This is a genomic window from Shinella sp. OV683 (genome assembly GCF_057787725.1).
In genome coordinates, this window is sequence record NZ_CM173543.1 from 918,338 (window position 1) to 942,589 (window position 24,252).

General features: G+C 60.9%; 23 protein-coding genes and 1 tRNA gene. 21 read left to right on the forward strand and 3 right to left on the reverse strand.

From position 1 onward, the window contains the following. The first annotated feature begins 4 nt into the window (after nt 1-4). From ACXHRN_RS04485 to argE, 11 genes are all read left to right on the forward strand, one after another. A complete protein-coding gene (locus ACXHRN_RS04485; protein ID WP_488640145.1) occupies nt 5-1,042 on the forward strand; it encodes a histone deacetylase family protein in 1,038 nt (345 codons plus the stop codon). Nucleotides 1,043-1,188: 146 nt separating this feature from the next. After that, nucleotides 1,189-1,263 (forward strand) — tRNA-Val (locus ACXHRN_RS04490). Nucleotides 1,264-1,330: 67 nt separating this feature from the next. Next, the gene (locus tag ACXHRN_RS04495) at nt 1,331-1,612 is read left to right on the forward strand and encodes a hypothetical protein (RefSeq protein WP_488640146.1); all 282 of its coding nucleotides are present in this window, start codon (nt 1,331-1,333) and stop codon (nt 1,610-1,612) included. A gap of 112 nt (nt 1,613-1,724) precedes the next feature. Beyond that, a complete protein-coding gene (locus ACXHRN_RS04500) occupies nt 1,725-2,021 on the forward strand; it encodes a YciI family protein (protein ID WP_488640147.1) in 297 nt (98 codons plus the stop codon). Between the two features lie 197 nt (nt 2,022-2,218). Then, the gene (locus ACXHRN_RS04505) at nt 2,219-2,992 is read left to right on the forward strand and encodes an SDR family NAD(P)-dependent oxidoreductase (protein WP_488640148.1); all 774 of its coding nucleotides are present in this window, start codon (nt 2,219-2,221) and stop codon (nt 2,990-2,992) included. A 19-nt stretch (nt 2,993-3,011) separates the two neighbouring features. Then, nucleotides 3,012-4,328: a histidinol dehydrogenase gene (gene hisD, locus ACXHRN_RS04510; protein ID WP_488640149.1), complete on the forward strand. Its 1,317-nt coding sequence runs from the start codon at nt 3,012-3,014 to the stop codon at nt 4,326-4,328. An 8-nt stretch (nt 4,329-4,336) separates the two neighbouring features. Then, nucleotides 4,337-5,353 (forward strand): zinc-dependent alcohol dehydrogenase, encoded by a 1,017-nt coding sequence (locus ACXHRN_RS04515; protein WP_488640150.1) that lies wholly within the window; start codon nt 4,337-4,339, stop codon nt 5,351-5,353. 62 nt (nt 5,354-5,415) lie between these two features. Continuing rightward, entirely contained in the window at nt 5,416-6,630 is a 1,215-nt protein-coding gene (locus ACXHRN_RS04520; RefSeq protein WP_488641823.1) for a hypothetical protein, read from the forward strand. 105 nt (nt 6,631-6,735) lie between these two features. Further along, the gene (locus ACXHRN_RS04525; RefSeq protein WP_488640151.1) at nt 6,736-8,847 is read left to right on the forward strand and encodes an oxidoreductase; all 2,112 of its coding nucleotides are present in this window, start codon (nt 6,736-6,738) and stop codon (nt 8,845-8,847) included. Between the two features lie 26 nt (nt 8,848-8,873). Further along, complete coding sequence (locus ACXHRN_RS04530; RefSeq protein ID WP_488640152.1) at nt 8,874-9,242, forward strand: cupin domain-containing protein; 369 nt, start codon at nt 8,874-8,876, stop codon at nt 9,240-9,242. Between the two features lie 22 nt (nt 9,243-9,264). Further along, the gene (argE, locus tag ACXHRN_RS04535; protein ID WP_488640153.1) at nt 9,265-10,416 is read left to right on the forward strand and encodes an acetylornithine deacetylase; all 1,152 of its coding nucleotides are present in this window, start codon (nt 9,265-9,267) and stop codon (nt 10,414-10,416) included. 15 nt (nt 10,417-10,431) lie between these two features. On the opposite strand, the gene ACXHRN_RS04540 is transcribed toward argE, so the two are convergent. Both ACXHRN_RS04540 and ACXHRN_RS04545 read right to left on the reverse strand, forming a co-directional pair. After that, the gene (locus ACXHRN_RS04540; RefSeq protein ID WP_488640154.1) at nt 10,432-10,923 is read right to left on the reverse strand and encodes a YchJ family protein; all 492 of its coding nucleotides are present in this window, start codon (nt 10,921-10,923) and stop codon (nt 10,432-10,434) included. 145 nt (nt 10,924-11,068) lie between these two features. Next, nucleotides 11,069-12,298: a flavin-containing monooxygenase gene (locus ACXHRN_RS04545; protein WP_488640155.1), complete on the reverse strand. Its 1,230-nt coding sequence runs from the start codon at nt 12,296-12,298 to the stop codon at nt 11,069-11,071. 335 nt (nt 12,299-12,633) lie between these two features. On the opposite strand from ACXHRN_RS04545, the gene ACXHRN_RS04550 reads away from it, so the two are divergent. The 10 genes from ACXHRN_RS04550 (at nt 12,634) to ACXHRN_RS04595 (ending at nt 22,986) form a co-directional block, all read left to right on the forward strand. Then, a complete protein-coding gene (locus ACXHRN_RS04550) occupies nt 12,634-13,056 on the forward strand; it encodes a RidA family protein (RefSeq protein ID WP_488640156.1) in 423 nt (140 codons plus the stop codon). 4 nt (nt 13,057-13,060) lie between these two features. Then, nucleotides 13,061-13,735, forward strand: a complete 675-nt coding sequence (locus ACXHRN_RS04555; protein WP_488640157.1) for a DUF1028 domain-containing protein — start codon at nt 13,061-13,063, stop codon at nt 13,733-13,735. A gap of 115 nt (nt 13,736-13,850) precedes the next feature. Next, nucleotides 13,851-14,264 (forward strand): hypothetical protein, encoded by a 414-nt coding sequence (locus tag ACXHRN_RS04560; protein ID WP_488640158.1) that lies wholly within the window; start codon nt 13,851-13,853, stop codon nt 14,262-14,264. Between the two features lie 16 nt (nt 14,265-14,280). Beyond that, nucleotides 14,281-15,771: an aldehyde dehydrogenase gene (locus ACXHRN_RS04565; RefSeq protein WP_488640159.1), complete on the forward strand. Its 1,491-nt coding sequence runs from the start codon at nt 14,281-14,283 to the stop codon at nt 15,769-15,771. A gap of 132 nt (nt 15,772-15,903) precedes the next feature. Further along, the gene (locus tag ACXHRN_RS04570; RefSeq protein ID WP_488640160.1) at nt 15,904-16,848 is read left to right on the forward strand and encodes a LysR substrate-binding domain-containing protein; all 945 of its coding nucleotides are present in this window, start codon (nt 15,904-15,906) and stop codon (nt 16,846-16,848) included. A gap of 219 nt (nt 16,849-17,067) precedes the next feature. Then, entirely contained in the window at nt 17,068-18,051 is a 984-nt protein-coding gene (locus ACXHRN_RS04575) for an ABC transporter substrate-binding protein (protein ID WP_488640161.1), read from the forward strand. A gap of 139 nt (nt 18,052-18,190) precedes the next feature. Next, on the forward strand, nt 18,191-18,991 hold the full coding sequence (locus ACXHRN_RS04580; RefSeq protein WP_488640162.1) for an ABC transporter permease: 801 nt from the start codon (nt 18,191-18,193) through the stop codon (nt 18,989-18,991). A 10-nt stretch (nt 18,992-19,001) separates the two neighbouring features. Beyond that, nucleotides 19,002-19,796: an ABC transporter ATP-binding protein gene (locus tag ACXHRN_RS04585; RefSeq protein WP_488640163.1), complete on the forward strand. Its 795-nt coding sequence runs from the start codon at nt 19,002-19,004 to the stop codon at nt 19,794-19,796. Nucleotides 19,797-19,819: 23 nt separating this feature from the next. Beyond that, complete coding sequence (locus ACXHRN_RS04590) at nt 19,820-21,451, forward strand: GMC family oxidoreductase (protein WP_488640164.1); 1,632 nt, start codon at nt 19,820-19,822, stop codon at nt 21,449-21,451. 2 nt (nt 21,452-21,453) lie between these two features. Then, nucleotides 21,454-22,986 (forward strand): amidase, encoded by a 1,533-nt coding sequence (locus tag ACXHRN_RS04595; protein ID WP_488640165.1) that lies wholly within the window; start codon nt 21,454-21,456, stop codon nt 22,984-22,986. Between the two features lie 73 nt (nt 22,987-23,059). On the opposite strand, the gene ACXHRN_RS04600 is transcribed toward ACXHRN_RS04595, so the two are convergent. Further along, entirely contained in the window at nt 23,060-24,103 is a 1,044-nt protein-coding gene (locus tag ACXHRN_RS04600) for an AraC family transcriptional regulator (RefSeq protein WP_488640166.1), read from the reverse strand. Nucleotides 24,104-24,252 lie beyond the last annotated feature (149 nt).

Sequence of the window (24,252 nt, forward strand, 5' to 3'; positions counted from 1 at the left end):
AATCATGAAGTCAGTCTATTCTCCCCGCCATCTCGGCCATTCCGGCAACATGGAACTGGTGGCCGGGGCCATCGTTCCCGCTTTCGAAATGCCGTCTCGCGCCGAATACATCTTGGGCCGCCTGCAAGAAGTGAAGCTCGGTGAGGTCATCGCTCCGGTCGAGCACGACCTTTCCACCGCCGCCAAGGTTCATCGCCAGGATTATCTCGATTTCCTGCCGACCGTCTATTCGCGCTGGAAGGCCGAGGGCCGCGAAGGCACGGCGCTGCCGTTCACGTGGCCGACCCGTGGCCTGCGCGGCGACGTGCTGCCGGAGTTCATCGACGGCGCACTCGGCTATTACTCCTTTGACGGCGGTTGCGGCATGGTCGAAGGCACCTGGGATGCGATCAAGTCGTCCCATGATGTCGCGCTGACCGCAGCGAGCCTCGTGAATGGTGGCGAGCGCACGGCATTCGCGCTCTGCCGCCCGCCAGGCCATCATGCCGGTGCCGCCTTCATGGCTGGCTACTGTTACATCAACAATGCCGCGGTCGCTGCGCAGTGGTTTCTCGACCAGGGTGCGAGCCGCGTTTCCATCCTCGACGTCGACTACCACCACGGCAACGGTACGCAGGAGATCTTCTACCAGCGTGGTGATGTGCAGGTCATCAACCTGCATGCCGATCCGATGCAGGAATATCCGTACTTCCTCGGTCATGCCGACGAGAAGGGCGAGGGGGCCGGCGAAGGCTTCAACATCAACTATCCCCTGCGCTGGGGCACGCCTTGGGAGACTTGGAGTGCGGCGCTCGAGGATGGCTGCAACAAGCTCAAGGACTACGCGCCAGACGTCGTCGTCGTCTCGCTCGGTGTCGATACCTACGAGAAGGACCCGATCTCGAAATTCAAGCTGAAGACCGAGGATTTCCCCAAGATCGGTGCGCGGGTCGCCAAGCTGGGCCTGCCGACGCTGTTCGTCATGGAAGGCGGCTATGCCGTCGCCGATATCGGCGTCAACGCAGTCGGCGTGCTGACGGGCTTCGAGAGCCAAGGGAATTAAACTGCCCCGCCGACATTGTCATGGCGCCGGCGGCGGACAAGCCAGCCCCAATTTTTCCGGCAACGCTTGCAATGGCATGCGAAAACTGGTAGTGGCATGGCACCGCAAGTGAAGGGCAATAATTTGTTGTTGTTTTTCAAAGGGATGGGCGTGTAGCTCAGCGGGAGAGCACTGCATTCACACTGCAGGGGTCACAGGTTCAATCCCTGTCACGCCCACCATCCTGACCCGAGATTTCCAGTACTCTGGCGCCGACTGGCAGCACTTTTTGCGAAGTGCTCGACAGGTTTGGTCAAACCTCTCGCTCTGCTCTTGGCCGTTGCGCTGGCCAGTTGCGGGGACGGTTCCCGCCGCCTCGGAGCGTGGGCCAATAGCGAGGCCGTTAACCCCAAGCACTGCGGCGGCGCTGAAAGCCCTTACGAGGCCATCAAGGTCATCGAAGCGTGGGGCGCCATTCGTGATACCGCGCTGGATTTCCTCGACTGGTACCAGGTCGGTTTAGATTTTTTATCTGCTTCTTTGCAATCGATTGACAAAGATTTTCGCGCGGTCCAGAGGCTGAAGCCTTGAAATAGAATTCGACGACTTGTTGCGATCTGACGGCTTTCGGTGTTCTCTCGTGGAAGCCGTTACGGCCGTGGCTCCAGGATTCGAGGCTTGTCCTCCGGAAAGGACTCTAACCATGCTCTTCGCCATTCACTGCGTTGACCACGAGGGCGGGCTGCAGAAGCGCTTGGCGCATTATGACGCGCACAAGGCGTATCTGGCGGCTGCGACGGTGAAAACGGTGATCTCCGGGCCGTTGGTGGCTGAAGATGGCGAAACGATGATCGGTTCGCTTTTCGTCGTCTCCGCCGATTCCATCGACGAGGTGATTGCATTCAACCGCAACGATCCCTTCCATCGGGAGAATGTATGGAAGGATATCCAGATCAAGCGCTTCATCAAGCGGGTGGACAACCGCGAAAACAGCGATTGACGCAGTGGGATGCTCGGGCGCAGCCTCCGTGGCCCGTTGGATTCGATGCAGAACGAGCCTGTCACGCCCGCCATCCACCTGTCGAACGTAGCAAGACGCTTGCCGTTCATTTTCTCTCGATATGTATAGACACTTGCCGAAAAAGATGCTGCTTTGCAACAGGCGACGCGCCGTTGGCGGATGCGCAGGATGAGCAGATGGATATTCCAGCACTTTTCGATTTGACGGGCCGCAAGGCTTTGGTCACCGGCGCCAGCCGTGGCATCGGCCAGGCGATCGCGACAGCGCTTGCCTCAGCCGGTGCTGATGTGGCGATCACCGCACGGCATCTGGACTCGCTTGAGGAAACCGCGTCACGCATCAAGGCGCATGGCAGGCAGGCACATGTTTTTGCACTTGATGTACTGGATGTCGCTGCTTGCAGCGAGGTGATCGCGGCGGCGGCAGATGCGCTTGGCGGGCTCGATATCCTCGTCAACAATGCCGGCTATGAGGAAATCCGCCCATCGCTCGATGTCGATGAAGCGTTGTGGGACAAGATCGTCTCGACCAATCTCAAGGGCGCGTTCTTCTGTGCCCAGGCTGCCGCGCGGCAGATGCAGAAGGCGGGCAGGGACGGGGCGATCGTCAATCTCTGCTCGCTCACCTCCTATATCGGCGTGCCGACTGCCGTACCCTATGGATCGTCGAAATCCGGGTTGATGGGCATGACGCATGCGCTGGCCACAGAATGGGCCGGGCTCGGCATCCGCGTCAATGCGATTGCGCCGGGCTATTTTCGCACCGGCATGACCGACGTGTTCTACCAGGACGAGGCCTGGCAGCAGGCGATGCTGGCAAAAATCCCGCAGCGCCGGTTCGGTGCCATGGACGATGTGGCGGGCGCCGTGGTGTTTCTCGTCAGCGATGCCTCGGCCTATGTCACGGGCACGTGCATCCCCATCGACGGCGGCTATCTCGCATCAATTTGAATTGGAATAGGAAAACACCATGTCCGACGTCTCCTTCCACGATCTTTCGAAGCTCGACGATGCCGGCCGTACAGCGCTGCTGCGCCGCTCGGAAACCGATCTCTCCGGTTTCATCGACAAGGTCAAGCCGATCATCGAGGCAGTGCGGACCGAAGGTGATGCGGCGCTGGTGCGCTTTGCGCGCGATCTCGACAAGGCCGACCTCGGGGGCAAAGGCCTGAAGGCGACGGAGGCCGAATTCGACGCCGCCTTCGACAAGGTCGAGAGGGATGTCATCGACGCCATCAAGTTCGGCATCGACAATATCCGGCATTTCCATGAGGAGCAGAAACCGGAGGCGATGTGGCTGAAGGAAATGCGGCCTGGCGCCTATGCCGGTGATCGCTTCACGCCGATCAAGTCGGTGGCGCTCTATATTCCGCGCGGCAAGGGAGCCTTTCCGTCGGTGACGATGATGACGGCCGTGCCGGCCGTGGTGGCAGGCGTGCCGGAACTCGCCATTGTCACGCCGCCGGCGCCGGACGGCTCGGTGGATGCCGCGACGCTTGTTGCTGCACGGTTGGCGGGCGTCGAGACGGTTTACAAGGTTGGCGGTGCACAGGCCGTTGCCGCAGTCGCCTATGGCACGGAGACAATCAAGCCGGCGCTGAAGATTGTCGGTCCGGGCAGTCCATGGGTGGTCGCCGCCAAGCGGCTGTTGTCCGGCGTCATCGATCCCGGCGTCCCGGCGGGGCCGTCGGAAGCCATCATCTTCGCCGACGACACGGTCAAGGGCGGGCTAGCGGCGCTGGATGTGCTGATCGAGGCTGAACATGGGCCGGATTCATCGGCCTATATCGTCACCCACAGCCGCCGCGTTGCTGAAGAAGCGCTGGCAGCACTGCCCGAGCACTGGGGGCGGATGACCGAGCAGCGCGTAGCGTTTTCGAAGGCGGTACTGACCGGTGCTTGCGGCGGCATCGTGCTGACATCGTCGGTCGAAGAGAGCTATCGCTTTATCAACGACTATGCTCCGGAGCATCTGGAAATACTGTCCACCGATCCGTTTGCGCATCTCGGCCATATCACCGAAGCCGCCGAAATCCTGATGGGGCCGCATACCCCGGTGTCGATCGGCAATTTCGGGCTCGGGCCGAATGCCGTGCTGCCGACCAGCCGCTGGGCGCGCACCTATGGGCCGCTGTCCGTCACCGATTTCGTCAAGCGCTCGTCGATCGGCTATGTCACCGCCTCGGCCTATCCGGAGTTTGCCAGACACGCCAAAACCTTGGCGAAGTATGAAGGCTTTTCCTCGCATGAGCATGCGGTGTCGGAAATCCGCAAACAGTATCTGTGAGGACGTCGATGAAGGCGGCGAGGCTTTATGCTGCGGGCGATATCAGGGTCGAGGAGATCGAGCGGCCCGGCGCGCTGGAAGCGGGCTGGGTGCGCCTGCGGGTGACGGCAGCCGGTATCTGCGGCTCGGATCTGCACAACTTTCGCACCGGCCAGTGGATCAGCCGTTCGCCATCGGTTGCGGGACATGAATTCGCCGGCGTGGTGATGGAAGTCGGCGCCGGCGCTTCCGGATTTTCGGTCGGCGATACTGTGGTTGCCGACAGCCGCTTCTGGTGTGGAGAATGCCCGGCCTGCTTGAGTGGCCGGCAGAATGTCTGCATCAACCTCGGCTTTGTCGGCGAGGTCTGCGATGGTGGTTTTGCCGAGGAGACCGTTATTCCGGCACGGCTGCTGGTAAAGCACACGCCCGGGCTTGCGCCGTCGATTGCCGCAATGGCCGAACCGCTGGCGGTTGCCTTGCATGCCGTGCGCAAGCAGGCACTGCCGAGTGGGGAGCCTGTTCTGGTGGTCGGCTGCGGGCCGATCGGCGGGCTGGCGGCACTGCTGTTGTCGCGCCTGCACGATGGGCCTTTGCTGGTCGCTGACCGCAACATCGCCCGCGCCGCGCTGGTCACCGAAGTCAGTGGCGCCAGTGTGGTCGATCTTGCCAAGGGTGCTATCTCCGCGGCCTTGGGTGGCGGAGTGCTACGCCATGCGCTCGACGCAACCGGCAACATCACTGTTCTGAAGACGGTGCTCGATCTGCTTGGCGGCGGCGGCTCGCTGGCGCTGGTGGGTATCACGCACGGGCGGATCGATCTCGATCCTAACGAGTTGGTCGAACGCGAAATTGCGCTGCTTGGCTGCCACGCGTTCAAGGACGAGTTGCCCGATGCGGTGGCGATGCTGCCGGATCTGGCGGATGCCCTGACGCGCTTGATCGACAGGGAAATCGGCGTCGAAGACGTGCCTTCCGCCTATGCGCGGCTGCTTGGCGGCGACGTGACGGGATTGAAAACCATCATCCGCTTCGGTGACCGATGACATCAAGCCGGACCGCGGAGATCCGCCGCCTTGCCGTCCATGATGAAGCGGCTGCGATCTTGCTGCTGTCTGCATTGTTGCGCGAACTCTTTACGCTTGAGCCAACCAACATCGTCATCAACCGCGACCAATACAGCCTGAATTCGCTGAACGGCTTCTTCGAAGCCGGTGGCGAAGCGTTTTTCTTCAAGTTTCATCAGGAGGAAGGTGAGGAGGCGATGTCCGGCGAGTATTACCGCGCCGATATCCTCGCCCGTGCGGGATTGCCGGTCGACCAGCCCCTGCACATGTCCGTGCTCCCCGGAGAACAGATCCTGATCTATCGGCGGCGCAGCGATCCGCGATTTTCCGATGTGCTGCGCGGGCTCGATCTGGTGCCGGACGAACGGGCGGAAGCGCTGGCGATCGCTGCAGAGCGAGAATTGTCGAAAAAGCTGCTGGAGGTCTATCTGCGGACGCTGCATCCGATCACGGCGGCGCAGGCGGCGGATGAGCCCATTCATCGGTTGTTCTATGAGCGATTGATCGATCCGCTGAATGACACATTTCCCGGTGGCCGCTACAAAAACTTCTATGTCGGCCAGCCCATGGCGTTTCCCGGTGTCGAGCTTGATTGGGAGGCGTTTTCCACCGCACGTATCGTCATCAATGGCATCCACTACCGGTATACCGTCGCCGAGCTTTTCAGCCGCGCGGCCGAGCGCCTGAAGCCGGGGTGCATGGCGGATGCCGGTGGCGTGGTGGCGCATGGCGATGCCCACAATGCCAACGTCTGGTATAGCGCCAAGCCGGGTGGTGCCGAACTCTCCTATTTCGATCCCGCCTTTGCGGGAGAACACGTTCCAACCTTGCTGGCCGAGGTCAAGACGACGTTCCATAACATCGTTGCCCACCCGTTCTGGCTCTATGATCCCGCCGATGCTGCTTCTCGATACTCGGGCAAGGCGCGCTACCAAACGGGCACGCTATTTCTCGATACGGACTGGCAGCTGAGCCGCGTTCGGGATAGATTGTTGGCGGTGAAGGCCGAGTATCTATGGCGGCCGCTGCTGGCGGAGTTGAAGGCGCGCGGTTTGCTGCCGGATGATTGGCGCACAGTCGTTCGTTCGGCGCTGTTTCTCTGCCCGACGCTGGTGATGAACTTGCGAGCCGGTGCCTCGAGCCACAATGCCCTCTCGTCGCTGGTTGCCTTCTCGGTGGCCGTCATGGCCGGCAGCGAGCCCGTCGAGGGCGAGGATGTCGTCAGCCGATTTCTGGATGGGATAGCGCCCGTATAATTCGCTCTGTTTTTGTTTTTCTGAAGCAATCCAGTTTTTTTCATTACTTTCCTGAAGCCTGCCAATATGGCTCATATGCCAGCTGGATTTTGAGGAATCGCTGAAATGAACGAGATGCTGAGTTGGGGAACGAAATCGCCTCGTCCCGCGCGCTATGATGTGCTGTTCGAGCCGGTCAAGATCGGCCCGGTCGCCGCGCGCAATCGGTTCTACCAGGTGCCGCATTGCAACGGCATGGGCTATCGCGATCCGACTGCACTTGCACATATGCGCGGCGTCAAGGCCGAGGGCGGCTGGGCTGTCGTCTGCACCGAGCAGGTCGAGCTACACCATACATCTGAAATCACACCGTTCATCGAGCTGCGGCTCTGGGACGACCGCGATATCCCGGCACTGGCGCGGATGGCCGACAAGATCCATGAACATGGCAGCCTCGCCGGCATCGAGCTTGCCTATAACGGAATGAACGGCTCGAACCTCTATTCGCGCGAAGTGCCGATGGGACCGGCGCATCTGCCGGTCGCCACCTTCATGTATGATCCGGTGCAGGCGCGCCGGATGGATAAGGAGGACATTGCCAATGTCCGCAAATGGCACCTCGCGGCGGTCAAGCGCGCCAAGCTTGCGGGTTTCGACCTGATCTATGTCTACGCCGCTCACGCGCTGGGCTTCCTGCATCACTTCCTGTCGCGCCGCTACAATCAGCGCACTGACGAATATGGCGGTCCGATCGAGAACCGCATCCGGCTCTTGCGCGAAATCACCGAGGAAACCAAAAACGCCGTGGGCGATACCTGTGCGGTGCCGGTGCGCATCTCCGTCGATGAGTTGCTGGGTGAGGGGGGACTCTACAAGGAAGAGGTCGAGGACATGATTGGCCTGATGGCCGATCTGCCGGATCTCTGGGACGTGACGCTGGCCGGCTGGGAGAACGACAGCCGTACTTCGCGCTTTTCCGAGGAGGGCGCGCAGGAGCCGTTCATCGAGGGCATCAAGCGGCTGACGTCGAAGCCGGTGGTTGGTGTCGGGCGTTATACGTCCGTCGATCGCATGGTCAGCCTGGTCAACAAGGGCATTCTCGACATGATCGGCGCCGCGCGGCCATCGATCGCCGATCCGTTCCTGCCGAAGAAGATCGAGGAAGGCCGGTTCGACGACATCAGGGAATGCATCGGCTGCAATATCTGCGTGTCGGGTGACTTCACCCAGTCGCCGATCCGCTGCACCCAGAACCCGACCATGGCCGAGGAATGGCGCAAGGGCTGGCACCCCGAAAAGATCCGCCGCCAGCGGAACGAGAAGCCGGTGCTGGTCATCGGTGGCGGACCGACCGGGCTCGAGGCGGCACAGGCGCTCGGCAAGCGCGGCTATGAGGTGACCCTGGCCGAAGCAAGCAAGGAACTCGGTGGCCGCGTGCTGCAGGAATCGCGTCTGCCGGGCCTGTCGGCCTGGATCCGGGTGGCCGATTACCGCAAGCTGCAGCTCAACCAGCTCGCCAATGTGCAGACTTACTTCGATAGCCGCCTGACGGCTGACGACGTGCTGGGCTTCGGCATTCCGCGCGTGGCGATCGCCACCGGTGCGACATGGCGCAAGGATGGTGTCGGACATGCGTTCACGCTGCCGATCCCGATCCAGGAGGGGGCAGCAGTCTATTCGCCGACGGACGTCATGAGCGGCAACTGTCCCACTGGTGGCCGGGTCGTGGTGTTCGATGACGACCACTATTACATGGGCGGCGTCATGGCTGAGCTGATGGCCGAGAAGGGCTGTGACGTGACCTATGTGACGCCTGCATCCGAAGCGTCGACCTGGACGCGCAACACCATGGAGCAGCATTTCATCCAGAAGCGGATGCTGGAAAAGGGCATCAAGATCCGCTCCTTCACTTTGGTGGAGTCGATCAGCAAGGATGAAGCCGTCCTTGCCTGCGCCTTTACCGGTAAGCAGGAGCGTGTTGCCGTCGATGCCGTCGTGCTGGTCACCGCCCGGCTGCCGAATGAAGAACTGCTGCTCGATCTCAAGGCACGCCAAGACGAGTGGGCCGATGCCGGCATCGAGAGCATCGTGGCGATCGGCGATGCCCAGGCGCCGGCCACCATCGCGCATGCGACTTACGCCGGCCACCGTTACGCCGAGGAACTCGATGGCGCACCGCTGGCCGAAGGGCAATTGCCGTTCAAGCGCGAGATCGCCGAACTTCTGCCCCTGGCATAACACCGACATAACAAGAGGAAACACCAATGCTGCCTTTCAAACTCTCGATGGACCGGGTCAAACTCGACGCCTGGGGCGCGCCGGAAGATATCGGCGCCACGACGATCGAAGGCCCGATCAAGGTCGCCGGCAAATTGCTGTTCGGCACGTTGGAGACGGCCGTTTCCGGCGGTCTCTACAGCGCCACCAAGGGCAAGTACCGAGGCGTCTATGCCTTTCACGAGCATGCGACGCTGCTTGACGGCGATCTCGCGATCACCGATGAAACCACTGGCAAGACGACCGTTTATGGCCCCGGCGATTCCTGGATCATCGCCAAGGGTACGGCGGTTGTCTGGGACATCCGTTCGGACCATATTCGCAAGAGCTATCTCGCCGCGATGGCGGATCTCTGAGACGAAAAGCAGGAGAGGTGACATGGACCGGGTTCTTTCGACGCTCGAGAAACTGATCGCCTTTCCCACCGTCAGCCGCGACGGCAATATCGACCTGATCCGCTACGTGGCAGATCTGCTGCGGCAGGCGGGGATCGACGCTAAGCTCTATCCCGGCGAGGGCGGTGACCGTGCGTCGCTGTTTGCGAGTGTCGGGCCTCAGGGTTCCGGCGGTGTCGCACTTTCGGGGCACACCGACGTGGTGCCGGTCGAGGGCCAGGCCTGGTCGAGCGATCCGTTCAGGCTGGTGGCGCGAGACGGCAATCTCTATGGCCGTGGCACGGCCGATATGAAGGGCTTTGTGGCCTGCGCGATAGAGGCTGTGGTTGCGGGCAAGGATGCCAACCTTGCGCGGCCGCTGCATCTGGCACTGTCCTATGACGAAGAGATCGGCTGTGTCGGCGTGCGCCCTATGCTGGGCGAACTCGCCAAGGCCGGTATTCGACCCGAATGGGTGCTGATCGGCGAGCCCACCTTCATGCAGGTCGCCACCGGCCACAAGGGCAAGACCGGTATTCGCGCCACCTGCTGCGGCCATGCCGCGCATTCGGCGCTGGCGCCCACGGGGCTCAACGCCATCCATCTCGCTTCCGATTTTCTCAGCGAGATCCGCGCCATGCAGGCAGAGATCGAGCGTACGGGGCTGCGCGATCCGGACTACGACGTGCCATATACGACACTGCATGCCGGCGTCATCAAAGGCGGCACGGCGCTCAACATCGTACCGGACACGTGCGAGATGCTCTTCGAGATCCGCAATATCGCCGGCGACAATCCCAGGACGATCATGGACCAGTTCTTTGAGCGGGCCGAGGCGATCACAGCCAGGGAGCGGCAGCGGTTTCCGGAGGCCGAAATTCGGCTCGACATTTTCAATGAGTATCCCGGCCTCGGCACGGACCCGTCTGGGGCCATTTCCACGCAAGCCATCGCGCTTTCCGGCCAGACGAACCGCATCAAGGTGGCTTTTGGCACCGAGGGCGGGCTGTTCCAGGATGCGCTTGCGACCACCGCAATTGTCTGCGGACCGGGCAGCATGGACCAGGGACATAAGCCGGATGAATTCGTCAGCCTCGATCAACTTGCCCGGTGCCAGGCGATGCTATCGCGGCTAACGAAACGCCTCACCGGCTGAAGCGCGGCAATGGCTTCAGGCAAGCCCGGCGCCACAGCATTTCTTGTATTTCTTGCCTGATCCGCAAAGGCAGGGATCGTTCCTGCCGATCTGCAAGGCTGGCGCCTTTTTCGAGCTTAGGGATACGTCACCCCTGATGTAGCGCCAGGCGCCCATGATACGGCGAAATTCCGATGTCTCGGACAGTGCTGCGAGATGGCCATGCTGGCGGTAGCGTGCGGTGAATGTCACCGTGCCCGTCGTGTCGTCTTCCGCTCCGCCCGTCGTTGCCTCGATCGTCAGCCCGAGCCACTCGGTGCCTGATGCTGACCGCGTCGCCTCTTGGCGATTGAAGGTCAGGGCAGCTTCTCCAGCGCAGGTCTGCTCGATATAGGCGAAGTTTTCCACACTGTAGGCCGTGTACCGGGACCGCATCAACGCTTCCGCCGTGGGCGCAGGCCTGCCTGCCAGCAGCGGTCCGCAGCACGCAGAATAGTCCTTTCGGGAGCCGCAGGGGCATGGGGTCATCGAGCCATCTGTCCTTTTGAGAGCGGGATTTCAGTAGGCCAATCCGACTACAACAACAATGGCGGTCATGCGAGGCCGATGCCGAGAATTGCGATCTGCACGCGGCGGCCGCCATATGAAAGCCGCCCGGGCAGATCAGCCCGACCTAGCGAGCGCGCGCTGCGATTTGCTCCGCAACATATTTGGCATCATGCCATGCGCCCCAGATGAACGGCGATGCCCTGCGCGACAACCATGCCAGGCCGAGGAAGTAAAGTCCGGGCACCTTTGAGACGCCGTTCTGATGTGCGGGCCGGCCTTTTTCGTCGAAGGCGTCGAGATTGAGCCAGCCGAAATCGAGCTTGTATCCGGTCGCCCAGACAATCGAGGTGATTCCGGCCTTGGCGAGGTCGAGTTCAAGCACGGGATCGACGGCACACTGCGGCGCGGCACCGATGACGCGGGCCTCAAGCTCTTCGGGAAAATCCAGTCCCTCGCGGGCGATATAGGCGTCCGCAGAGTCAAGAACGGAGAGATAGTCCGCATCGCCTGCGGCGATATTCTTCGCAAGATCCGGGGCGAAGCGCATGATGCCGTCCTCGTATGCCTCGGCCCGCCCGACAAGCGTGATCCCCTTGGCGGCAAGGTCGCGGAAATCGACGGTATGGCCGCCATGCGCACCGCTTACTGCGATCGTCACATGTTCCAGGGCCGGGTCGTTGGTCTTGACGTCCCAAAGCCCCAACGCGCCCAGCCACCAGACGAAATCGCGCCCTCGGTAGCTTCTGGGCGGCCTGTTATGCGGGCCGACGGCGAGGTGTACCGACCGTCCAGAGCAGGCCAGTTCGTCTGCAATCTGCACGCCCGAGGAGCCGGCGCCGACCACCAGGACTCCCCCTGCGGGCAATTGGGCAGGGTTGCGATAGGCGGCGGAGTGGATTTGAACAATTCCGGTGTCTGCCGGCACAAGAGCCGGTATGATCGGCTTTTGAAACGGCCCGGTGGCGACGATGACGTTTTTCGCTTCGATCACGCCTTGCGATGTTTCTGCGCGAAAACCTGAGCCGTCTGCGGCCTTGCTAAGAGACTTGACCTCGACGCCGCAACGGACGGGCGCGGCGATCTTTTCTGCAAAGGCAACGAAATAGTCCACGATTTTGTTGCGCGGGGCGAAGCTGTCCGGATCGATGTCGGCAAAAGTCATGCTGGGAAATCTGTCATGCCAGGCAGGGCCATTGGCAACGAGAGAGTCCCAGCGTTCACTGCGCCAGCGCTCTGCAATGCGGTTTCGCTCGACGATGAGATGAGAAACGTTGTTGTTGGTGAGATGCTCGCTCGCCGCCAGCCCGGCCTGGCCTGCACCGACGATTAGCGTGTCGACGTTTTCAACCGTCATGCACCGGCTCCTTTTATCGAAATCCAGACTTCCCGACTGCAGGGCAGAGGGGTTGGGCAATTCGTAATCGAAGCGGTTGCTTCGAGAAATAATGATTTAATTCGCCGTTGCTTTGGATATTTTGATGTAGCGTCTTGAAGCCTCGCGGTGGGGTGCGAACTGTTATCTGCTCTTTGATCCACCTAACCAGAGGCGTCAGATGGTTCGGAATTTCAAATGCAAAGTCCATGGAAAGCCTTCTTTCCTTCTTTGCCGAGATGTGGCTCCAATGGCCTGGAATGCTTAGCCGCCTTCGCCGATATTACCCGTACCACGTTCAATTGAGAGTCGCCGATATGCCTGTTCACAAACGCATCCGCATGTTCAACACCAAGGACACCTATCCGGAACAGAAGCTGGATAATGATCTCTGCCAGACGGTGGTTGCCAAAGGTTCGATGGTGTTTGTGCGCGGCCAGATCGGCCAGGATCTCGACACATCGGCAAGCGTCGCGATAGGCGATGCTGCCGGCCAGGCCGAGCAGGCAATGGCCAATATCAAGATGCTGCTGGAAGAGGCAGGTTCCGAACTCGCCCATGTCGCCAAGATCACCATCTACCTCGTCGACCCGCGCTATCGCGAAGCCGTCTATCGCGTTGTCGGCAAGTGGCTAAAGGGCGTCTTCCCGGTTTCCACCGGCATCGTCGTCTCGGCGCTGGCCCGGCCGGAATGGCTGGTCGAGATCGACGCCATAGCTGTCATTCCGGACGAGGTGTAAGCGCATGACCTTCTCGATCTCGGCGCGCTGCGCAAAGACCGGCATGCTCGGCATCGCCATCAGTTCTTCCTCGCCGGCGGTTGCCGCAAGATGCGCGCATGCCAAGGCCGGCGCCGGCGTGGTTGCCAGCCAGAACATCACTGATCCGGCTCTCGGCCAGAAGGGCTTGATGCTGCTGGGTCAGGGGTTTTCGGCCAAGGATACGCTGGACACGCTGCTCGACGGCTACGAATTCGCAGAATTCCGTCAGCTGGCGATTGTCGATCGCAATGGCGGCACCGCGACTTATTCCGGCGCAAAGGCGCTGGGCGTATTTTCGACCTTCGAGGGCAAGGACTGTGTTGCAGCCGGCAATCTGCTGGCGAACGAAGATGTGCCACAGGCAATGGTGCGCGCGTTCGAGGCATCGACAGGCTATCTCGCTGACAGGCTGATCGTTGCGATGCAGGCGGCCGTTGCCGCCGGGGGCGAAGCGGGGCCTGTGCACTCCGCCGGGATGCTGGTGGTCGACAAGGTCAGCTGGCCGGTCGCGGACTTGCGCGTCGACTGGCACGAAAAGGATCCGATCACGGCGCTTGCCGACCTCTGGGAACTCTACAAGCCGCAGCTCAACGCCTATGTGACGCGTGCCCTCGATCCGACCGCCGCGCCGAGTTACGGCGTGCCGGGAGATGAATAGTCAAAAGCGCCGGGAGCGCTACTAACTTCAATGCTGCTTATTTGTAAATCGCTGTTGGCACAGCCATGCTCTTTATGTGTAGTTGACATTTAGCAAAGCAATTGGGGCACGCAGAATGGCTAAAAATTCAAGAGCTTACACCGCCGATGAATGCCGTGAAATGATGTTCGAGCACATCATCATTCTCTTTAAACAATGGCGCGACATGCCCAAGGAGGACCTGCTTCCAGGCAATCCCGAGCTTGATGCAAAGATGAGTGGATTCTTGCACTCTCTTTTCGTGATGTTCAGTGGTGGCAGCGATTTGCCGGGCCTAAAAATCACTGTCGATCCGGAATACGCAAATGAGGAAGAGGTTCTGGCGTCGGGCGCAACCCGGTGGTGGCCGGAGAATGTGAATCTCAGCGAGGAATTTTGGCATGAAGTCTTTCCCTGGGGCGAGCTAATGAACCCCGATGCGCTGAGAGACTCCGTAAACGCGAGTATCGCCGCGGCAGGCGGTGCGCCTTCTTTTGAAATTGATGAATGAAAACTAGGTGTCCTTTATGAACGACATGACCAAAATCGACTGGCAGACAGAAGCGACGCGCCTCACATTGCGCGGCGAGGCTTTCATCGATGGCAGGCGTGTGCCGTCATTGTCGGGCGCCACCTTCGACTGCATCAATCCGGCCACCGGCGGAGTGCTGACCAAGGTCGCGGCCTGTGACGCCGCCGATGTCGATCGTGCCGTGAAATCCGCCCGGGCAGCATTTGAGGACGGCCGCTGGTCGGGCAAATCGCCCGCCGAACGCAAGGCGGTGATGCTCAGGCTCGCCGATCTCATCCGCGCTAATCTTGTGGAACTGGCGTTGCTCGATAGCCTCGACATGGGCAAGCTGGTAAACGACGCTGCAACCGTCGACGTGCCGGGGTCGGCGGCGATCTTCCAATGGTATGGCGAGGCGATCGACAAACTCTATGATGAGATCGCGCCGACCGAGCCCGGCAATCTGGCAATGATCCGCCGCGAGCCGCTTGGCGTCGTCGGTGCTGTCATCCCCTGGAATTTCCCGCTTGATATGGCGACGTGGAAATGCGCGCCGGCGCTTGCGGTCGGCAACTCAGTCATCCTGAAGCCTGCGGAGCAGTCGCCACTTTCGGCACTCCGGCTTGCCGAGCTTGCCATCGAGGCAGGCCTGCCGGAAGGCGTGCTGAATGTCGTTCCGGGTTTTGGCGAGGTGACCGGCAAGGCACTCGGCCTGCATGCCGATGTCGATTGCATAACCTTCACCGGATCGACCGAGGTGGGCAAGATGTTCCTGACCTATTCCGGCCAGTCGAACATGAAACAGGTCTGGCTGGAATGCGGCGGCAAGAGCCCGAACCTGATCTTTGCCGATTGCGAGGATCTGGACGCGGCGGCCGACATGGCGGCGTTTGGCATCTTCTTCAATCAGGGTGAAGTCTGCTCGGCCAATTCCAGGCTGTACGTAGAAAAGTCGATCGCCGAGGTGTTTCTTGCAAAGCTGGTGGAACGGGCAGGGCGCTACACGCCCGGCAATCCGCTCGATCCCTCGGTGACGATGGGCGCGATTGTCGATGAAAACCAGACGCAGCGGATCATGGGCTTCATCGATGAAGGCCGCAAGACGGCGCGGCTTGTGGCCGGCGGCGAACGGGTGTCGGTCGATGGCAACGGTTGCTTCGTCCAGCCGACGATCTTTGCCGATGTTGGTCGCAACGACCGGCTGGTGCGCGAGGAAATCTTCGGACCCGTGCTGGCCGTCTCGACCTTCGAGACTGAGGATGAGGCGGTGGCGCTGGCCAATGACACGATCTACGGCCTTGCTGCCTCCGTCTGGACCTCGAACCTGTCCCGCGCCCATCGCCTTTCGGCCAAGTTGAAGGCGGGCACGGTGTCGGTGAATACGGTCGATGCGCTGTCGCCGATGACGCCGTTTGGCGGCTTCAAGCAATCCGGCATCGGCCGCGACCTGTCGCTGCATGCCTTCGACAAGTTCTCCGGGCTGAAGACTGTGTGGATTCGGTATTAGCTCGAGAAATCCCTCCCCAACCCGTCCGCCGTTTGGGGGAGGGACTTGAGCTGAGCTGAATTCCAACGGCTTGTTGTTATTGACAAGTCAGCTCAAACGCCGACATTGGCGCAAAACCAAACGGCGGCCCGCATGCGCTTTTCACTGAGACAGCTTGAATATTTCATCGCAGCCGGCGAGGCCGGGAGCATTACCCAGGCATCCGAGCGCATCAACATCTCCCAACCGTCGATCTCCACGGCCATCTCACAGCTCGAACAGGAGCTTGATGTTCAGCTATTCGTCCGGCATCACGCACAGGGTCTGTCGCTGACGCCGGCTGGCCGGACCATGCTGATCGAGGCCAAGCGGCTGATCGAGCAGGCGGAGTCGCTCTATGCGGTGGCGTCCGAGGCCAGCGATGAAGTGCGCGGGCAGCTGAATGTGGGATGCTTGACCACACTTGCACCGATGATCCTTCCTGAACTGGCAATCTCCTTCAAGGCCGGTTTCCCGAATGCCAATATCAGGCCGCAGGCCGATCATCAGGAGACGCTGCTGTCTGGCCTGCACAAGGCGATGATCGATGTGGCGATCTCCTATGATCTGCAGATCCCGGCCGACGTGGAATTCACGCCGCTGGTCGACCTGCCGGTACATGCGGTGGTGGGCGAAAGCCATCCGCTGGCGCGGCATTCCGCGGTGACGCTCGAGGAGTTGGCGAGTCTGCCTCTAATTCTGCTCGACCTGCCGCTGAGCGCCGAATATTTCCTGGCGATCTTCATGAAGGAAGGGCTGCAGCCCAACATTGCTTTCCGCATCTCGCATCCCGACGTGATCCGCACGATGGTGGCCAATGGTTATGGCTATACGCTTGCAAATGTCACGCCGCGCTCGGATCTGGCCCTCGACGGCCGCAAGGTGGTGCGGGTGCGGCTTTCGGGCGAGCACCGGCCGATGACGATCGGGCTCGCAACGCTCAAGCAAATCCGCAAGTCACGTTTGTTGACCGCCTTTGTCGGCCATGCACGATCGTTTATCTCTGATGCCTATATTCCGGGCATGGTGCCGCCGGCCATGGGGCAGAAGAAGCGCTGAATGGCGAATATTTAGGCGCTGTGCGTAAAGTCTGCACGTGCTTAGGTTTTTCCTAATCAGCAATACCAAAAATCATTGTTTTTGCGACGAAGGAACCGTGCTTTGTTTTCGACACCGGAACAAAGTTGAGCTTCGCCCGATGTTGACTGGGAAGAAAATCGGGCGGACCATAGCTTTGGCGCGGCAAAAGCCAGCGACATATAATCAAAAGGGAACACTATGACCAAATTGTCCTCACGCCTGCGCACCGTGGCCCTGGCGGCCGGTGTCGCGCTTATCGCCATGTCCACAGCCCATGCCGGCAGCATGAAACTCGGCATGACCACCTGGGTCGGATACGGCCCGTTGTTTCTCGCCCGCGACATGGGCTACTTCAAGGAAAACGGCCTCGACGTCGATCTCGAAATCATCGAAGACTCATCGCTTTACATGGCGGCGGTAGCGGCCGGCGAGCTTGATGGCAGCGCATCGACCATCGACGAAATCATGAAGTACCGCTCCAAGGACCTGTGCTTCAAATCCGTCTACGCACTGGACGACAGCCACGGCGGCGATGGCGTTCTGGTCACTTCCGACATCAATTCCTTTGCCGATATCAAGGGCAAGGAAGTCGCCATGAACGAGGGCTCGACCTCGCAGTTCTGGTTCGAAATCCTGCTCAAGAAGAACGGCATGACCAACAAGGACGTCAAGGTCACCAATATGTCGGCTGACGATGCCGCTGCTGCATTCATGGCGGACCGCATCCCGGTCGCCGTGACCTGGGAGCCGCACCTGACGCTGGCGAAGAAGGCCAACAAGGGCAAGGTGCTGGTCGATTCGTCCGCTTCGCCGGGCGTGATCGTCGATGTGGTCGAGCTGAGCTGCGACTACATCCAGAAGAACCCCAAGGACGTCGAAGCGCTGGTCAAGGGCCTCTACAAGGCCAACGAACTGATCAAGTCGGACCAGGCCAAAGCCTATGAAGTCATGGCCAAGGGTGTCGGCGGCTGGCTGAAGGATCCGAAGGATTTCGCCTCGTCGGCGGCCGGCGTCAACTTCTACGACGAAGCACGCAACAAGGAATTCTTCAAGGACGGCAAGGACGGCGAAGCAGGCAGGCTGGTTACCCTCGGCGGCGAAGTCTGGAGCAGCATGCAGAAGCTGAAGATGGATGTGAAATACGACGATATCGTCGACACCACCTTCCTTGGCGCGAAATAAGGGACTGCGCGAGGCGGTGCCAAGCGCCGCCTCCATCGCCCCTGGGCCGGATTGGGCCCATCATTCTTGATTTCAGCAAAAACCTGGCATCGCAATTGCTTCAGTCGGAGCGAAGGCCTTTCCCGCGTGGAGCACTCAGGTGAACGATCGAACTTTCTTCAAATCCCTGACGACACCCTATCAAGCCATTCCGCATGGCGTCGTCGTCTTCCTCGGTATCGCCGTCTGGGTCGTGGTGCTCGCGGCCTGGTTCGCGCTGACCTTTGGCGGCCTCGTCAAGCCGATGTTTCTGCCCAAGCCGAACGAGGTGCTGAACACGACGATGGCGCTGGCCGCCGACGGCACGCTCTGGCTACACACCTATGCCAGCGCCCAGGTCGTCATCATCGGGTTCGTGCTATCCTCGATCGTCGCGGTGCCGCTCGGCCTGACCATGGGCACCTATCGCGTCGTGCAGGCGTTTCTTGATCCGCTGGTCAATTTCATCCGTTATCTGCCGGTCACTTCCTTCGTGCCGCTGTTCATCCTGTGGATCGGCATCGGCATCGAGCAGCGCGTCTCGGTGATCATCTTCGGCATCTTCTTCCAGCAGGTGGTGATGATTGCCGATGCTGCGCGCTCGGTGCCGCGCGATCTGGTCAATGCAGCCTATACGCTGGGCACGCGACGTCGCGACACGGTCTGGCACATTGTCTTTCCGGCGACCCTGCCGAACATCTTCGACGTATTGCGGGTGACGATGGGCTGGGCCTGGACCTATCTCGTGGTCGCCGAGCTGGTGGCGGCTCGCTCGGGTCTCGGCTATATCTCGCTCAAGGCGATGCGTGGCTTCCAGGTCGATGTCATTTTCATGGCCATTGCCATGATCGGTATTCTCGGTCTGCTGACCGACCAGATCTTCCGCGTGCTGCGTCGCGTCGCGGCCCCGTGGGCAAATTAAGGCCATGCTGATGCTGAACAATCCAAACACCGCGACACGCAGTTCCGATATCGCTGTCGAAAAGGTGGCCCTGCGCTACGGCACCGGCGAGGGCGCGGTGCTCGCACTCGATGGTCTGTCACTGAATGTCAAGAAAGAGGAATTCTGCGTCATTGTCGGGCCCTCGGGCTGCGGCAAGTCGAGCCTGCTCTATCTGATCGCCGGTCTTGAGGACCGCACCGGCGGCATGATCAAGGTCGGTGGGCGGCCGGTCAATGATGCGGGCGCCGATCGCGGCATGGTGTTCCAGGCCTATACGCTGTTTCCTTGGCTGACGGTCAGGCAGAATGTCGAATACGGCCCGCGCCGCAAGGGAATGCCGGCGGCCGAACGCAACCGCATCGTTGATCACTACCTCAGCGAGATCGGCCTTGCTGCCTTTCGCGATCACTACCCGTCACAGCTCTCAGGCGGCATGAAGCAGCGCGTGGCGATTGCGCGGGCGCTCGCCAACGATCCGGAAGTGTTGCTGATGGACGAGCCGTTCGGTGCGCTCGACAGCCAGACGCGACACGCCATGCAACAGTTGCTGCTGAGCGTGTGGGAGCACTCGAAGAAGACGGTGCTGTTCGTGACCCACGATATCGACGAGGCGATACTGCTGGCGGACCGCGTCTTCGTCATGTCCGGCCGTCCCGGCCAGATTCTCGCCGATCTCACTGTTCCCTTCGAACGTCCGCGCGACATGGATCTGGTGATGGAGCCCGATTTCATCGCCATGAAGCGCGAGATTCTCGGGCTGTTGAAAAACAACGGCGGGCATTAAGCGCAAGGGCGAGGTTTGGCGCAATGGAACAACTGAGCTTCGACTATATCGTCATCGGTGCCGGCTCGGCTGGGTGCGTGCTGGCCAACCGACTGAGCGCCGATCCTGCGAAGACCGTGTGCCTGATCGAGGGCGGTGGCAGCGATGCCAGCCTGCGGGTCAGCGTGCCGGCGGGCATCCTCTCGCTCTACGGAAATCCGCGCTACGATTATGCCTATGTCGGCGTGCCGCAACCGAGGCTGAACGGACGGCGCCTGCCTGTCAATCGCGGCAAGGCGCTGGGCGGCTCGAGCGCCATCAATTCGATGATCTATATTCGCGGTGCCCGCGAGGACTACGACGAATGGGCTTCGCTTGGCTGCGCCGGCTGGTCTTACGACGATATCCTGCAGGTGTTCAAAGGCCTCGAACGCAATTTGCTGAAGCAGGATGCGGCCTATCACGGCTTTTCGGGCGAACTGCTGGTCGACGAGCCGCGCGATCCCAACGAGGTGTCCAAGGTCTTCGTGGAAGCCGGGACGCATGTCGGCTTGCCGGAAAACAAGGATTTCAACGGCAAGAGCCAGTTCGGCGTCGGCATCTACAACGTCACACAGGATCGCGGCCGTCGGTTTTCGGCCCACACCGCTTTCGTCAAGCCGATCGCCGATCGCAGGAACCTGACGACACTCGCCGACACCGAAGTCCTGTCGCTGGTTCTGGACGGGCGAAAGGTTGTCGGCGTTCGCGTGCTGCAGAATGGACAGGAACGTACAATCGGCTGCCGTGGCGAAGTCGTATTGTCGGCTGGCGCGATCGGCTCGCCCAAGCTGCTGCTCGCTTCCGGCATCGGTCCGTCAGGCGAACTCAGTGCTGCGGGCATCACGCCGCTGGTCGATCTGCCGGGGGTTGGCAAAAACCTGCGCGACCATATCGACGGGATGATCACAGTGCGCTCGAAGAGCAGCCGGACGCTTGGCCTGTCGGTGCAGAACCTGCCTGCGATGTTGGCAGCACCCTTCCAGTATTTCGGTGCCCGTCGAGGCATGCTGACGACCAACTATGTCGAGGCCGGCGGCTTTGCCAAGACGAAATTTGCGGGCGATGGCCCGGCCGATATCCAGTTCCATTTCGTGCCGGGCTATCGCAGCCATCGGGGCCGGCTGGTGGAATATGGCCATGGCTATGCGATCCATACCTGCGTGCTGCGGCCCAAAAGCATCGGCGAAATCCGGCTGGCTGCTGGCAAGAGCGGTGCGAGCAAGGCGCTTGAGATCGACCATCATTTCTTCACCGACGAGCAGGATGCACTGACGTTGGTCGAAGGCATCAAGATTTCCCGCTCCATCTTCGCCGACAAGGCTTTTGATGGTTTGCGCGGGCCGGAGATGCTGCCGGGGCCGGATGTGCGCAGCGACGACGAGATCCTTGCCTATCTGCGGGCCGAGGCGCTGACGGTCTATCATCCGATCGGCACCTGCAAGATGGGCACGGATGCCATGGCGGTGACCGATCCGCAGACGCTGCTGGTGCGCGGCATGGACAATCTGCGTGTCGCGGACGCGTCCGTCATGCCGACGCTGATCGGCGGCAACACCAATGCACCGTCGATGATGATCGGCCAGATGGCGGCGTCCATGATGCTGGCGCAGCCGGCTGCAAGCAAGGCGGCCTAGACATGTCCATCGATCCCAGCAACTTGACTGTCGAAGCTATTCACGAGGCCTTTGCCGATAGTGTCTTCAATGCGGAGGAGCTGACACGGGCGTGCCTTGCCCGCATTGCCGAGATCAACCCCACGCTCAATGCCATCATCTTTCTCAATGACCGAGCCATCGAGGAGGCAAGGGCAATCGACCGGCGCAGGGCATCCGGTGAGGCAGTCGGGCCGCTTGCCGGCGTGCCCTTCGTTGCCAAGGATACAATGAATGTCGCGGGAATTCCGACGACCGGCGGCTGGTCGCTGCTGTCGAGCAAGGCCGGTGGCGTCGACCTGATCCCGGAGAGGGATTGCACCGTCGTGGCGCGCATGCGGGCAGCGGGCGCTATATTGCTCGGCAAGACCAATGTGCCGGTCCTGAGTGCGACCGGCACCCATGCCGATGACAGTTGGGCGGGGCCGACCCTGAATGCGGTCGATCCATCACTGGTTCCCGGCGGCAGCAGCGCCGGCACCGCTACGGCGGTTGCCTCCGGCATGGCGGTGCTCGGACTTGCCGAGGAAACCGGCGGCTCGATCCAGAATCCGGCTTCGACGCAGGGGCTGGTGGGCGTCAAGCCGACCTTCGGGCTGGTCTCCAATGCCGGTGTGATGCCGCTTGGCGCCAGCACGCTCGATGTCATGGGGCCGATTGCGCGGACTGTGCGGGACGCTGCCGTTGTGCTCGATGTTCTGGCGGGTTATTCCGCCGATGATCCAAAGACGATTGCCGGCGTAGGCACCAAGCCGAAAGGTGGTTATGCCGCCTCGCTGGCCGGAGCCACGCTTGCGGGAAAGCGGCTGGGGCTTTACGGGCCGGGCTGGCGTGGCCCAACGGCCGGCCGGCGCGGAGAGCCGCTGCATGCCAATGTCGAGCGGGAATATGCCAGGGCACGGCATGAGTTGAGTTCCCAGGGCGCAACATTGATCGGCGATCCGTTTGCAGGTTCGGGCTTTTCCGATCTGGCGGAAATCCGAGAAGGTGGCGACGAGTACGACGTGCGTGGCATGGAAAGCGTGCCCTACGACCTGGAGATCTTCCTCAAGGGCCTCGGGCCGAATGCTGCGCTCAAGACTTTTGCGGAGTTTGCCGAGGCAACGAAGTCAGAGGATCCGTTTGCGCTAGATGGTGTGCTGAACTATCTCGCGGGTTTCGCCGAATTCGAGGCTTGCAGGGCGGCGCCTTCGGTTCCGCCGCCGCTCACCACCTTCTACGCCGCACGCGAGGCTTACCTCACCATCTTCAACGAGGTGATGGATCGCCATTCGCTGGACGGCCTTGTCTTTCCGCAGATGTGCGATCCGGTTCCCAAACGCGGCGCCGGTGTGCCGATCCGCGAAACGACGGTGTGCGAACTCAATATTGCCGGTCTTCCCGCAGTCACTGTTCCAGCTGGAAAACTGGTGTCGGGTGAGCCGTTCAACCTGATTTTTGTCGGACGGAATTGGAGCGAGTCTGGTTTGCTGGGCATGGCGCATGCCTACGAGCAGGCGGCTAATGGTCTGCGCTGAGCGAGATAGACAAACTCATTATCGGTCGCACCTGCGACGGCTTCGCGAGTGCAAAAAGTGATGTAGTGCGGCCTCAACTTGCGCTCGCGCTGTGAGGGGCGCTGAGTGTGATGTGTTTGCGCCCGGTCGCGGTCAATCCGACAGCCAGCTCGGACGCCTTGCCGATATTTGCGGCATGGGTTGCGAGAAGCCTCTGGGCCTCCGCCGAGTCCTCATTTGTCAGCACGCTTTGCGGCTTGAGCGAGCGTCGGCCGCGACGGAACTCGGCCGGGCTGCAGCCGAAACGGCTCCTGAATTTGTTGTAGAAAACCGCCGGGTTGCCAAAGCCATTGCGCTCCATCACCACGCCGATCGTGCCGTCCGTGGTGCGCAATTCGTTGGCCGCATTGTCAAGCCGGAGGTTTTGCGAGTAGTCGCGATAGCCGATGCCGAGATGCCGTTTGAACAGGCGCGAGAGGTGGCTGATCGTCAATCCTTCGGCCTCGGCGATTTCGCCCAGATGTTGTGAATCATCGCGTCCGCCGAGCGTATCCATGATCCGCAGGATACGGTTGCGGCTGTCGGAACGCAGCTGGACAGTCGACGAATCAGACTGTTCGTGCGGAATCGCGCGGTAGATATAGCAGGCAAGAAGATTGGCGATCGTCTCGCGGACCATCATCTCTTCCGGATGGTTGGTCTGGTCGAGGATGAGGCGCGCCGTGAATGTCTTGATCGGCGCGACCTTGTGTATGAAGGATCGGCTGTGCAAAAAGGTGCGGCATAGATACTGGCGGGAGCCAAAACCTGGCAGGCCCATGCGCTCGAAGTGGGCGGCATCGAGGTGCACGCCGCAGATCAGCGCGTCGCGTGAATTGGATGTGGAATTGTGCGGCACGTCGGCATTGATGATGATCACATCGTCCTGATTCATCTCGCAAATCTGACCATCGACGACCAGCTTGAAGCTGCCGCGCAAGACGAAAAGTATCTCCATCTCGCGGTGCCAGTGATAGGGCACATCGGCGTAGCCGTGGACAAAGGCGCGACAGTGCGAACTCTCGGCGGGAGCCATGCTCTGGAAGTCGCAATCGCGTTTTTCCGCCCAGGGCTCGGACCTGATATAGGCAATGTTCATCGTCTATCTCCTCAATTCCGACGTCAGTAAATATCAAAAACTGTCCTAATTCCAGCGCAATTTTCGCGGCTAGAAGGCTTTGTTTGGCTGTGTCATGAATTCGTCATTCTTTGAGGCGCCGTAAAAACGACGCCGGGGCGGGAGGCCTG